Genomic DNA, 13,379 nt, shown 5'->3' with positions numbered 1-13,379 from the left:
CAAAGTCAACAGAGCTTCCTCACACACCGTAGGCTGAGCGGGGTGAACTCCAGTGAATCCCCGGTGTCACCCGAGCCGGAACTGCCCACTTTGCGGGATCCGGTGCTCGTCGCCGCCTTCGAGGGCTGGAACGATGCGGGTGACGCGGCCAGTGGCGCCGTCGAACATCTGGAACTGATCTGGGATGCCGAGCCGCTTGCCGAACTCGATTCCGAGGACTACTACGACTACCAGGTCAATCGGCCTACCGTGCGTCAGGTCGACGGTGTGACCAGGGAAATCCAGTGGCCCTCGACCATGCTGTCGGTGTGTTCGCCGCCCGGCAGCGATCGCGACGTGGTGCTGTTGCGCGGCATCGAGCCGAACATGCGCTGGCGCAGCTTCTGCTCGGACCTGCTCGAGTTCATCGAACAGCTCGGCGTGCAGACCGTGGTTATTCTCGGTGCGCTGCTCGCCGACACCCCGCACACCCGACCGGTCCCCGTCACCGGCTCGGCCTATAGCAAGGAAGCGGCCGAGCGGTTCAATCTGGAACAGACCCGCTACGAGGGTCCGACCGGGATCACCGGCGTACTGCAGGATCAGTGCGTGAAGGCGGGAGTGCCCGCGGTGTCGTTCTGGGCCGCTGTGCCGCACTATGTCTCACAGCCTCCGAATCCGAAGGCGACCATCGCCCTGCTGCATCGCGTCGAGGACGTCCTCGATATCGAGGTGCCGCTCGGCGAACTGCCCAAGCAGGCCGAGGATTGGGAGGGTGCGGTCAACGAGATGACCGTCGGCGACGACGAGATCAGCGAGTATGTGCGCTCACTCGAGGAACGCGGCGACGCGGCAGTCGATCTGAACGACGCGATGGCCAAGATCGATGGCGATGCTATCGCCGCCGAGTTCGAAAAGTACCTGCGCAGGCGTGGTCCTGGCAGTTTCGGGCTGTAATCGCCGCGGCGATAGCACAGTTCACCGGATGTTCGCCGTGGGGCCACCTGTCGGTGCGGAAGGGCTTCCCACATAGACTTTTATGGTGACTATTTCCCCGATCGTCGCGCACCTTCGCAATTATGACGACCGGATCGCCGTCCTCTGCTCTCGATCTTCTTCGGCGGGTGTCACAGCAGCGGGATCGGTGGCGGATGATGTGCGGCGGGTCACCTATGCGCAGCTGGCGACACTCGTCGAGGAATACGCGACGCGACTGGGACCGCACCGGCGGCTCGTCGCGCTCGCGGCGCGCAATGACATCGATTCGCTGGTCGCGTATCTCGGCGCGCTGAGCACCGGCTCTGTTGTTCTGCTCGCCGCCGAGATCACCGAAGAATTGCTGGACACCTACGATCCGGATGTCGTCGTCGATTCTGGTGCGCCCGTTGCGCGCCGGGCGAAGTCGAGACACGACCTGCACCCGGATCTCGCGCTGCTGCTGAGCACTTCGGGGTCGACCGGTTCCCCGAAGCTGGTGCGATTGTCCACCGCGAATCTCATGTCGAACGCGTCCGCCATCGCCGAGTACCTGTCTATCGGTCCGGACGACCGCGCCGCCACCACATTGCCGATGTTCTACTGCTACGGGCTCTCGGTCGTGCACAGTTATCTCCTGCGCGGCGCGAGCCTGCTGCTCACCGAGCGGTCGGTCCTCGACGACGAATTCTGGGATCAGGTGCGCAGTCACCGCGTGACGTCCTTCGCCGCCGTCCCGTACACGATCGATCTGCTCGACCGGGTCGGCTTCGACCGGATGCGGTTGCCCGATCTGCGCTATATCACGCAGGCGGGCGGGCGTCTTGCTCCCGAGCGGGTGCGCGCCTACGCGCAGCTCGGGGCACGTTCGGGCTGGGATTTCTTCGTCATGTACGGGCAGACCGAGGCAACCGCCCGGATGGCCTACCTCCCGCCCGAGCTCGCCGCCGAACATCCCGAGTGCATCGGCGTTCCGATCCCCGGCGGGCGTTTCACCCTGGAACAGGTGGACGACGATTCCGCGGCCGAGCTCGTCTATCACGGGCCCAACGTGATGATGGGGTACGCGCAGTCCCCCGGCGATCTCGCGCTCGGACCCAGTGTCGAGGCGCTGCGGACCGGCGACCTGGCGCGCCGCACCGCCGACGGCCTGTATCAGGTGGTCGGCAGGCGCAGCAGGTTCGCGAAGATCTTCGGCCTGCGCATCGATCTGCAGCGGCTCGAATCACGCTTGGCCGCAGCGGGATTCACGACCAGCTGTACCGAGAGCGGGGAACGCCTGGTGATCGCGGCGCGGCGCGGCGCCGATGTCCGCTCGAGCGCCGAGGTCACCGCCGCCGCGGCCCGGCTGTCCGGACTGCCCGCCGCCGCCATCCGCACCTGCCCGGTCGACGAACTGCCCCGCCTGGCCAATGGAAAGCCGGATTATCCGGCGATCCGCAGCCTGCCCGGTGCCGCACCGTCGGCCACCCGGGACATCCGTGCCCTCTATGCCGACGCGCTCGGCCTCGACCCCGCTGTGATCCGACCCGACAGCAGCTTCGTCGACCTCGGCGGCAACTCACTCACCTACGTGACGACCTCCGCCCGACTCGAACGCGCGCTCGGCAGGCTCCCGGCCGACTGGCCTTCGCTCAGCGTCGCTGAGCTCGAACGGATCCCGAGCGGCAACACCACGTTCGGCCGCTCGCTCGACCCCTCGACATTGCTGCGGGCAGTAGGCATCGTGCTGATCGCGGGATCGCACATCGGCGTCTTCACGGTGTGGGGCGGTGCACATGTGCTGCTCGGCGTGGCGGGGTTCAACTTCGCCCGCTTCGCGGTGACCGCGGCGCCGCGCGCGCAGCGGCTGCACCACGCGCTGCGCACGGCCGCCCTGATCGCGATTCCGACCGCGGCGTGGGTGGCGATCACGCTGCTGTTCTCCGACTACTACGGCTGGCAGAACGTGTTGCTGCTCAACAAGATTCTCGGGCCGCACGACAGCGACACCGCCGGGCACCTGTGGTTCATCGAGGTGCTGGTGCTGTTCATGGTCGCGGCCGCGCTACTGGTTCGCATCCCGTTCCTCGACAGGCTCGAGCGGCGCGATCCGTTCTGGTTCGCCATGGCGCTCGTCGCGGTCACCCTGCTGTTCCGGGTCCAGCCATTCGGCCTGTACTCCGCGCACGATGTGCCCTTCTCGCCGCTGGCCTGCTGGTTCTTCGCGCTGGGCTGGGCAGCCGCGAAGGCGCGAGCGATCTGGCAACGGCTGCTGGTGAGCGCAGTCATGCTGATATCGGTGACGGGCTACTTCGACGTTCCCGAACTCGATGTCGCCGATCGCGAGCGCCTCGTCATGGCGGGGCTGCTGGTGTTGTTCTGGCTGCCCGCAGTCCGGGTTCCCGCGCTCATCGCCGGTATGGCGGCAGTGCTGGCCGACAGCTCATTGTTCGTCTACCTGCTGCACTGGCAGGTGTATCCGCTCTTCGGGCAACACCATCTCGCGGCGCTGCTCGCAGCACTCGTGGCGGGCGTTGCCGCTACGAGGGTGGTAGCGGGCCTGCGGCGATGGTCGTTGTCGAGAGGCTCAGCTCTCGAGAGTCAGGACTTCGGCCGCCGCTTCCTGAGCCAATTTCGCGAGCAGAATGTCGCGCGGAATCGTCTGGCCGGCAAAGTGATCGAGTGACGGCACCACCACGTGGTGCGCATCCGCACGCTTGAGCTCCTGTGTCAGCTCAGCCAAGGCCGTGCCGTCACCTGAGGTCGATTCATGGAACGTTGCGGCGAAGCAGAGCCCTTCCGCTCGGGCATGGGTGCGTAGCGCATCCTCGAGCTCATCGCTGTGGCCGTCGGCCAGATCGTCACGCAAGTATCCATAGATCAACGCTTCCACCCGAACCTCCGTTGGATTGGGGATCGCTGTTCTCTTATGTGGATCTCCCCCATTGGTGGGGTACTGCGTTCCTGCAAGAGCAGATGTTCTTGCATTCGGGGCCGGCAAACTCTCCGCGCCCATACCCAGCATGTAGGACGACATACTGCGAATGCAGCTGTCAACCCAGTGACATCTAAATGCCCTATCCGGGCCACCGAACGTTAACTGGTGCGATACTACAGACGTGGCCGCTGGAGACGATCGACCCGTCTGGGCTGTCCGGATGCGCTCCGAGCGCGACGCGCGGGGGTGGTCACAAGCAGATGCCGTCCGCGTAATGCGCCTCAAGTCGTCCCACAACCTGCCGACAGACAGTACACTCCTGCGTAACTGGCGTCGCTGGGAATCGGGCGAGTCGCGCCCCGATGATTTCTATGCCCCAATCATCGCCGCCGCCTTCGATACCGTGACCGCGGCGTTCTTCCCCAAAGCCAGGCCGAACCGGGACGACGAACTGCTCTCGGCGACCGGCATGGACACCCTCGAGTTCATCGGCAGGCTCCGCATGTCCGATGTCTCCACGGCCACCCTCGATGCCATTCGAATCACCGCCGAGCGGCTGTGCTGCGAGTACCCCTACACCGACCCGCACGATCTGCACATCGAGGGAACCGCATGGTTGCGGCGCATCACCTCGCTGCTCGACGGTCGCCTGACGTTGTTGCAACACCGGGAAATACTGGTGCTCGCAGGTTGGGTCGCGCTGCTGGTCGGCTGCGTGGACTACGACCTCGGCCGACGGACGACCGCGGAGGCGACCCGTCGCGCCGCCTACTCGCTCGGCCAGGAGGCCGAGAACGCCGAAATCATCGGGTGGAGTGCGGAAATGGCGGCCTGGTTCGCCCTCACCCAGGGCAATTATCGGGGCGCCATCGAGGCTGTCGACCTGGCCTTGCGCAACAGCAGGAACCTCCGTGTCGGCGTCCAGCTGTCCGCACAACGTGCGAAGGCGTGGGCTCGCCTCGGCGAGCGCCGCGAGGTCGAGGCGTCGCTCGACGAGGGCCGGGCAATCTTGGAGCGACTCGACCATCCCTCGAATCTGGACAACCATTTCGTCGTCGACCCGAACAAGTTCGATTTCTACGCCATGGATTGCTGCCGCGTGGCAGGCGAGGACTCGCGCGCCGAATCCCTTGCCCGAGAAGTCATCCGCAACTCGACCCGCGCGGACGGCACTGTCCGCAACCCGATGCGAGTGTCGGAGGCCCGTCTCACCCTCGCCGTAGTGGCCGTGCGCGACCGTGACCTGGAGTTGGCGCTGCACGAGGGCATGCGGGCGTTCGCGGGAAAACGCCGGTCGCTGCCCTCCCTGATGTGGATCGCCGGCGAAACGGCCCGGGAAATCATCGAGCGCTTCCCCGGTGATCCGCGCACGCTGGTGTACCTCGACCAGCTGCGGTCACTGGCGGCCGAGTGATCATTTGCCGGTCGGCACAGGCTGATTCACCGTAGCGTTCGATTCGCTGCGGCCGATCATGACCGATGCACCGAAGGCCGAGCCGCTTTCGCCACCATGACATCGCCCGCGTGGCGATACGCTGGCTGCTGGAAAGGAGGGCAGTCGATGGCAACCGATCCCGGTCCGCGTATTTCCCGTCTGCGCACTCTGATCGATCACCCGCGCACCGGCGACGACGAGCGAGCGGTCGCCCAGCGGATGCTCCGACGGATCCTGAGCAAGTCGGCCCGACCCGACCCCTATAGCGGCCGTGTCTACGGCAAGCGGTACGACCTGGCAGGCAGGCATGCGAGCCTCGCGCGCGTCGCAGAGATGATCCGCGCGGACATCGCACTCGCCACGGTGCGCTATTCGACGCCCGACCGGCCAGGAACCCTCGGCCCGACCGATCCCCTCGGCAATGCCCCCGCCGAGATCACGTACACCGTCGAATCACCGCACGATGGCAGCATCGTCGTCACGATCGACGGCATCCCCGAGGAGTGGGGATGGGTGCAGGAGAACGGCTTCGAGACCGTCAGCCCGGCGCTGCGAGCGGTCGCCGACGACTTGGCGGACATCATGGACAGCTATAACCGCGACGGCGCCGACATCGACAAGCGATTCTTCGGACGCGTCTGTGCCCGGGGCGAAACGCTCGTCTGGTAACTCGCCGCCTTCGACAGCCCGCGACCTCGCACAACTGCGTGGCGAACGCTCGCAAACCGGACGCAGCCACGCCGAATGGGGGTCGTTCTTGTAGGCGGCGACCACCCCGCTACTACCCTGTTCCCGGTGACCGACTCCGTCGACGGCTTGCCGAGTGCCGCGCCCGCGCTGTGGGATGAACGGCTGCGGCTGTTTTCCTTCGCTACCGCTGAGAAGCGGGCCGAGTACCTGTGGGTGCTGCGGGCATTCGACAGTGCTCGGGCGGCGTATGTCGTGTTGTTGCATGCCGACGATGTGGCCGAGTGGATCGACCGCAACGGCGGACGTACGCAGGCCGAGCTGGTCGAGGGTGACGGGCAGTGGGAGGCGCCGCGGCTGACAGGGGCCGAGATCGGCCCGCTGCTGGACCAGTTGCATCAGTGGGGGGTGCTCGAGCGCAGTTATGACGGCACCCGGGCCGCTACGCTGGCCGAGTATCGCAATCGGCATTACGTCTATCAGCTCACCCAGGCCGGTTTCCAGGCCTATCGCGCGGTCGCGGGTGTGCTGGAGTCCCGATTGGACGAGGCGTCGTTGTCGCGGCTGGTGCTGCCGGAACTATTGGCCGATCTCCATACGCTCGCCGAGGCCAACCGGGCCGGTGACGCGGAGCGTGTCTACCGGACGCTGCGGCGGCTCGACGCCACCCTGTCGGATATGGCCGCTCGGGCCGCACACTTCTATCTTTCGCTCGGTGACATGGTGCGCACCACCGAGATCACCCCGGAGTCGTTTCTCGCGCACAAGGATGCCCTGCTCGCGCACATGCGGGACTTCAGCATGGACCTCGCTCGCTTCGCGCCACGGCTGGCCGCTGCGATCGGGGAGATCGAGGAGACCGGCGCGGTGGACCTCGTCGAGCGGGCAGCCAGCTGCGATGAGCGGGTTCTGCTGAGTCTTGCCGAACGGCAAGCCGATTGGCGGGCACGATGGCACGGGTTGCGGACCTGGTTCGTGGCGGCGGCAGCCGACACCGGCGAGTCGTCGTCGACCGAGGCCGATCGGCTGCGCGAGGCGACCATGAGTGCGATCGCCGCGGTCTTGTCGCTGTTGCGACGAGTGACCGACACCCGCCGAGGTGGTGTGAGCCGGGAGTCCGCGTTGCAGCACCTGGCAGGCTGGTTCACCGCCGCGCCGACGACCGACAGTGCGCATGCGCTGTTCGATGCGGTGTTCGGCTTGGGCAGGCCGCGACATTTGGCGCTGGAGCATCCGGACGCGGAACTGATTCCAGCCGCTCGATCATGGTGGGACGCGCCGCCGCTCGAGATTTCGCGGACCTTGGCCGAGACCGGCCGCCCGCCGACGGCGGGTGCTCCCGCGCGAATCCAGCGCAATGACGCGGGAATTCGGCGATTGCGCGAAGCGCAGTTGGATGCGCAGCGGGCACGCGCCGAGGCCGCGAAGTCTCTCGCCGCCGCGGACGTGCACGAACGGGTGCTCGACGAGCGGGAGACCGAGGTGCTGTTGCGGTTGCTCGACGCGGCCTCGACGGCATGGGTGCCGGTCAGCGGGCGAGTGGACGGGACAACGGGCTCCGAAAGCGGAGTCACGCTCACGGTGTCGGAGCATGCCGGCTCGACGGTGGTGCGCACCGCGCGCGGGCTGCTGCATCTGAACAATCGCAAGCTCGATGTCCGCCAGACGATCCGGACGCGCACCGCCGCCGGAAAGTCCGAATCACGCGGGGGCCGCGCATGATCCACGCACGCCGTATCGACTCACTCGCCCTGGACAACTACCAGCGCGCAGCCAGGGTGGTCCTGGCGAATCACCTGGTGACCCGGACCTACCCGGATCGGATCGCACTCCCGCTGATCCGCCGCTGGGCCACCGAATTGCGCGAAGACCTCGCGGAGCTGTTCGGCTACCGGCTGGAGGTCACAGAGACCACGGCCCGGGTCTTTCCGGTGATCGACCGGCTCGATGCGGGCAAGCCCGCGCGTACCGTCGCCGACCGTGTCTTCGATCGCCGCCGCTACGCCTACCTCGCGCTGGCGCTGGCCGCGCTCGGCCGCGCGGGCGACCAGATCACCTTGTCGGAGTTGGCCGATCAGGTCGCCGCCTACACCGGCAGGGTGGACGGACTCGAACTCGCCCCGGACCGCGCGGCGGACCGCGACGCCTTCGTCGATGCGGTCGGCTGGCTGGCGGCGCGTGGCGCACTCACTCTCGCCGACGGCGATGCGGGCGGTTGGGCGGCGGACCCGGAAGCGGGCGAGGCTCTCTACGACATCGACCGCCCCGTGGTGTTCGCATTGTTCCGTCCGCCACGGGCGCTGCAGCACTTGCACAGTGTGGAAGGATTGCTCACCGAGGATGCGATGGCCCATCCGGCCGGCCCCGCGCATGCTTCCAACAGTGCCCGCCGGGTGCGCAGGACCCTCGTCGAGCGCCCTGTCGTCTATGCCGAGGACCTCGCCGTCGACGAGCGCCCGCTGCTCGCGCAGGACCGGGTCGTCGCGGATGTGGAACTGTTCACCGGTCTGCGCGCCGAACGCCGAGCCGAGGGCGTCGCGCTCATCGATATCTCCGGGCGACTCTCGGACGTCAGGTTTCCCGGCACCGGGACCCTGGCTCAGGTGGCGCTGCTGCTGGTCGGTGAGATCGCCGATCGGGTGCTCGATATCGACAATCCGGTGCCGCGACGCCCGGCCGCGCCGGACCAGGCGACCGCGCTGGCAGCGCAACTCGACGACGCCATCCCGGAATCTACGGTCTTCGTCCCGCTCGCTGATCTGCCGTCGACGGATTTCGATGCGGGCGAGCCTGATTCGGTGCGGCAAGAATCCGAAGCGCCGGAGGAAGTGACCTACCCGTTCATCGAGTCGGCCTGGGTGCGAGAAACGGTCCAGGCGCTGACCGACCGCTATGGCCTCACCTTCGCCGCGCAATGGCAGGCCGACGTCCCTGGCCTCACCACCGAGGTCGTCGCCCTGCTGGAGCGCCTGCGCCTGCTCCGCGCGGTCTCGGACGGGCTGGTCATTCTGCCCGCGCTGGCCCGCTATCGCGGCGCGGTCGTCACGGTGCGAACCAAGCGAACCGCGGAACTCTTCGTCACCGCCTCCGACACCATCGGGGCCGACAGCGTTGGTACGGAAGGGATATAGATCATGTCGCTCATTCATGGCGGAGTGCGGTTCGTCCCGACCCGCGCCGGAATCGTCAACCTGTGGGACTACCGCGATCAGGAATTCTGTTTCGCCGACGGCAGGCTGGTATTGCGCGGCCCCAATGGTTCCGGCAAGACCAAGGCGCTCGAGGTGCTGTTCCCGTTCGTGCTGGACGGCAGGATCGAGCCGCGCAGGCTCAATCCGTTCGCCGGTGAAGAGCGCACGATGAAGTCGAACCTGTTGTACCGCAAGCAGGAATCGGCCTACTCCTATGTGTGGATGGAGTTCGCGCGCGGCAGCTGGGAGGACCCGGAGGTGGTGACTGTCGGCATCGGAATGCGGGCGACGCGCTCCTCAGACAAGGTCACCCGCTGGTATTTCGTCGCAGATGGCCGTGCGGGCGTCGACTTTTCACTCATCGGACCCGACGACAGGCCACTGACGCGCAAGCAGCTCGCCGAGCAGATCGGCACCGACGCCATCGTCGATCGGCCGGTCGAATATCGCACCGCCATCGACGCGCGCATGTTCGGTCTCGGCACCCAGCGCTACGACCAGCTGATCAACCTGATCCTCACACTGCGCCGCCCGCAGCTGGCCAAGAACCTGGACCCGCGCGGCCTTTCGCAGGCGCTGACCGACGGTCTGCGCCCGCTCGACGAGCAGCTGATCCTCGACGCCGCACGGTCCTTCAGCGATATGGAAGAGGTCGGCCGCACCCTGGAGGGCCTGGTCCATGCCGACACGGCGACCAGGGCCTTCGTCGGCGTATACCGGAAATACCTTGCGGTGCAGGCGAAGACGGATGTCGATCAAGTGCGCACCCGCCTCGACGCGGTGACTCACGCCGGCACCGCCCTTTTCGCCGCGACCGCGCTGCGCGAGCGGCGTGAGAGCGAACGCACCGCCGCCGAGGCGCGCGCCGACGATGCCGACCATTCCTACGAGCAGGCTCTGTCCGATCGGGAAACGCTGCAGCGCTCCAGCGCCTACGAGGGCAAGCAGCAGCTCGACGATCTCGCCGACGCGGTGCGCAGGCTGGAGACCTCGGCCGGCGTGCACGGCGACAAGGCACTCAAGGCGCGCCAGACCCTCGATCAACGCGGCCAGGAGGCCGAACGCGCCAAGACTGCGGTGCGCAATGCGGCGGCCGCACTGGCCCGCGGCGAGGACGAGCTGCGCGCCGCGGCTGAGGAAGCGGGCATCCATTGGACCGCGCTGCCCGAACAGACCCGCGCCGACCAGTTGACGGCGGCGGTCCGCGGTCACGCCGAGGAACGCGACGCCGATGTGCGCGCGGTCCGTAAGGCGCTCGGTGTGATGGATTCCGCGGCCGCTGAACGGACCAGGGCCGAGCGGCTGGCCGAGCGGGCACGGGAATTGCGCGAGTCCGCCGCGGCAGAGGTCGCACACGCAGAGGCGGCCGTGGTGCTGGCACGCACCGAGGCGTCGGGCGCACTGCGGTCCTGGTGGGACGCGCACCGAGAGGTCTACTCCCCCATCGCGAAAGGGCTGTTCGAGGCACTCGACGCGGCGTTGGCGCACGCGGGAACCGATGAGGCCGCAGGTATGCCCGAGGTGCTCACCGAACACGCCGAACCGCTGCTGGACGAGATCCGCAGCCGCAGGCAGGAGGCACGAGCCACCGCGGCGGCGGCAGTCGAACGGATCACCGAACTCACCTCCGAGCGCGATCGGGTAGCCGCCCAACGCGATGAGGCGCCACCGGTTTTCGCCGCCCGCACCGGTGCCAGGGAGGGCAGGCCGGGCGCACCGCTGTGGCGGCTGGTCCGCTTCGCCGACGATGTCGCCCCGACGACAGCAGCGGGCGTCGAGGCGGCGCTGCATGCCGCGGACCTACTCGACAGCTGGGTCTGCGGGGAATCCGAGCTGCCGTCCGACTACGACTCCGATCAGTTCCTGGTTCCCCTGCCCGCGACGGCGCGGCCGACGGGGCGCACACTCGCCGATGTCCTCGTCGTCGAGGACGATTCCGACGAACTCACCGTGCCGAGAACGATTGTCGCCGAAGTGCTCGCCTCGATCGCGTTGCACGACGGCGACGCCGATCTCGGTGCGGCCGTGGCGGTCAGCACGACCGGCGGTTTCCGCCAGGGCGTTCAGCTCGGCCGCCACCACAAGCCCGACGCCGAGTTCATCGGCGCGACCGCACGCGCCAAGCGCCGCGAAATCCGCATGACCGAACTCGCGGCGGCGATCGAGGCCGCCGAAGGTGTGCGGCAGCAGGCGCAGGACCAGGAGGCCGCGGCCACCACCGAGCTCGCCCGTATCGCCGCGACCGCGAAGGCACTCCCGCGCCCCACCGCAGTGGCGGCGGCGCTGCGCGCGGTCTCCGAGAGCGCGGGCATGATGCGTTCCCGCTCCGAGGCGGTTCACCAGGCCGAGCGCGATCTCGACCAAGCTGTTGCGGACGTGTCGGCTGTCGAGAAGAAGCTGCGTGCCGTCGCGGTCCAGCACCGCACGCCGCGCGATGCCCGCGATATCGACGCACTCGCCGCCGCCATCCGGCATTTCGAGAACACCGGAACGGGCCTGCTGCGCTTGCGCACCGACCACGAGCGTGAACGCGAACGCGAACGCGAAGGCGTCGATCGATTCGACGAGGCCCGTGATCTCGCCGAGGCCTTCGCCGAGGAGGCCGAAGCCGCGCAGGCCGGCTACCAGGAACAGTTGCGGAAGCTGGAGACGCTGCGTGAGGCGCTCGGTGCCGGCGCCGCCGACATCGATCGAGAACTCGAGCAGGCGCGGGAAAGGATCGAGGCGACAAGGGCCGAACAGAAGGCCGCCCGCAAGGCCGCCAACGAGGCGATCGAAGCGGTCGGCGATGCCGAGGCCGCCTACCGCACGGCACACGAATCGCTCGGCACCGCACTCACCGAGGTGCTCGCCGACGTGAAGAACCTTGCCCCGTACGCACAACCGGACCTGCTCACACTGCTGGGCGCGCCCGCCGACGGTCGCTGGCCGAGCAGTGAGGCCGCGTGGTCGACTCCCGAACAGTTGCTGTACCGGATCGCCGCGGCGGGGCCCGAGGCCGAACCGCAGGTGCTGCCGGAAGACGTCGCCGAGCTGTTCGACAACCTGGCCACGGCAACGGCTTCGGTGCGCGCGGGTGAGGCCGCCCGTAAGTCCACCCGCAGCGCGGTCACCGCGGCGCTGCAGGAGTTCGATGCCGCACTCGCCGGGTGCGGCCGGGACTATCGGCTGCAATGGGACGCCGCCGACGGACTCACCGTCGTCCAGGTCCAGGACGATCACGGACTGTCCGCACTCGCGGATTTCGCGACCCGCATCGACCAGGCCCGCCACGATCAAGAGCTGCTGCTCACCGACGCCGAACGCCGCATCCTGGAGGACGCGCTGCTGGCCGGGCTCGCCCAGCAGATCTACGAACGCACCAGCGACGCCCGCGATCTCATCGCCCGCATGGGCGCGGAAATGAAGCAGCGCCGGATGTCCTCGGGCAACACCATCGGCGTGCACTGGGTGCTGGCCGACACCCTGTCGGATTCGGCGCGCGCGATGTGCAAGCTGCTCGACCGCGACTCCTCGTCACTGGTCGCCGAGGATCTCGCCGCCATCCGCGCTCACTTCGCCTCCGAAATCCGGACCGCGCGCGCCGCCCACCCCGAACGCTCCTACCCCGAAATCCTTGCCGCAACACTGGATTACCGGACCTGGCGAGTGTTCTCCTTCACTCTCATCTCCGCCGACGGCAGCGAAGACAAACTCACCGTCGCCCGCCACAGCGCGTTGTCCGGCGGCGAGCAGTCGGTGTCGCTACACCTGCCTTTGTTCGCCGCCGCCCATGTCATGCTCGACTCCGCCGACCCCCAGGCCCCCCGCCTCCTTGCGCTCGACGAAGCCTTCGCGGGCGTCGACGACAACGGCCGCAGCGAACTACTCGGCCTCAGCGTCCAATTCGACCTAGACCTGTTCATGACCGGCTACGACCTCTGGATCACCTACACCCATGTCCCCGGCTGCGCGCACTACGACCTCGCCCACTCTGCCGCCGAAAACACCGTCAGCGCAACCCTTTTGGTCTGGGACAGCGGCGACCTGCTCGCCGAACACGACGGCACCGACCTCACCACGGCCCTCGGGTCCCCCAACCGCCGCCGGGTGCCGAACACGATCGAAGGGGGACTCGCATTGCCGGACATGCCAGGAAACGAAGCCGATACACCGACCAGGGCCGAAACCGTTCCGATCATGAGGTGAAAGA

General features: G+C 67.7%; 8 protein-coding genes. 7 read left to right on the top strand and 1 reads right to left on the bottom strand.

Annotation, left to right across the window (positions count from 1 at the left end):
- Window positions 1-33: 33 nt before the first annotated feature.
- Together ACFU4Z_RS16540 and ACFU4Z_RS16535 are read left to right on the top strand one after the other, a co-directional pair.
- Entirely contained in the window at window positions 34-936 is a 903-nt protein-coding gene (locus ACFU4Z_RS16540; protein WP_379064290.1) for a PAC2 family protein, read from the top strand.
- A gap of 85 nt (window positions 937-1,021) precedes the next feature.
- The gene (locus ACFU4Z_RS16535; protein WP_379063680.1) at window positions 1,022-3,622 is read left to right on the top strand and encodes an AMP-binding protein; all 2,601 of its coding nucleotides are present in this window, start codon (window positions 1,022-1,024) and stop codon (window positions 3,620-3,622) included.
- On the opposite strand, the gene ACFU4Z_RS16530 is transcribed toward ACFU4Z_RS16535, so the two are convergent.
- Complete coding sequence (locus ACFU4Z_RS16530; protein WP_379063678.1) at window positions 3,524-3,973, bottom strand: recombinase family protein; 450 nt, start codon at window positions 3,971-3,973, stop codon at window positions 3,524-3,526. The two genes, ACFU4Z_RS16535 and ACFU4Z_RS16530, sit on opposite strands and share 99 nt — an antisense overlap.
- A 175-nt stretch (window positions 3,974-4,148) precedes the next feature.
- Between ACFU4Z_RS16530 and ACFU4Z_RS16525 the strand changes: the two genes are divergently transcribed.
- The 5 genes from ACFU4Z_RS16525 (at window position 4,149) to ACFU4Z_RS16505 (ending at window position 13,375) form a co-directional block, all read left to right on the top strand.
- The gene (locus tag ACFU4Z_RS16525) at window positions 4,149-5,288 is read left to right on the top strand and encodes an XRE family transcriptional regulator (RefSeq protein ID WP_379063676.1); all 1,140 of its coding nucleotides are present in this window, start codon (window positions 4,149-4,151) and stop codon (window positions 5,286-5,288) included.
- Window positions 5,289-5,435: 147 nt separating this feature from the next.
- Window positions 5,436-5,978 (top strand): hypothetical protein, encoded by a 543-nt coding sequence (locus ACFU4Z_RS16520; protein ID WP_379063674.1) that lies wholly within the window; start codon window positions 5,436-5,438, stop codon window positions 5,976-5,978.
- A 183-nt stretch (window positions 5,979-6,161) separates the two neighbouring features.
- Window positions 6,162-7,718 (top strand): TIGR02677 family protein, encoded by a 1,557-nt coding sequence (locus tag ACFU4Z_RS16515; protein WP_379064288.1) that lies wholly within the window; start codon window positions 6,162-6,164, stop codon window positions 7,716-7,718.
- A complete protein-coding gene (locus tag ACFU4Z_RS16510; protein WP_379064286.1) occupies window positions 7,718-9,127 on the top strand; it encodes a TIGR02678 family protein in 1,410 nt (469 codons plus the stop codon). The genes ACFU4Z_RS16515 and ACFU4Z_RS16510 overlap by 1 nt, the downstream gene beginning before the upstream one ends.
- Before the next feature lie 3 nt (window positions 9,128-9,130).
- Complete coding sequence (locus ACFU4Z_RS16505) at window positions 9,131-13,375, top strand: TIGR02680 family protein (RefSeq protein WP_379063672.1); 4,245 nt, start codon at window positions 9,131-9,133, stop codon at window positions 13,373-13,375.
- Window positions 13,376-13,379 lie beyond the last annotated feature (4 nt).

The organism is Nocardia sp. NPDC057440, from assembly GCF_042802915.1.
Classification (GTDB): Bacteria; Actinomycetota; Actinomycetes; order Mycobacteriales; family Mycobacteriaceae; genus Nocardia.
The sequence above is the reverse complement of the archived record's forward strand: the minus strand, read 5'-3'. Positions and strand labels throughout refer to the sequence as shown.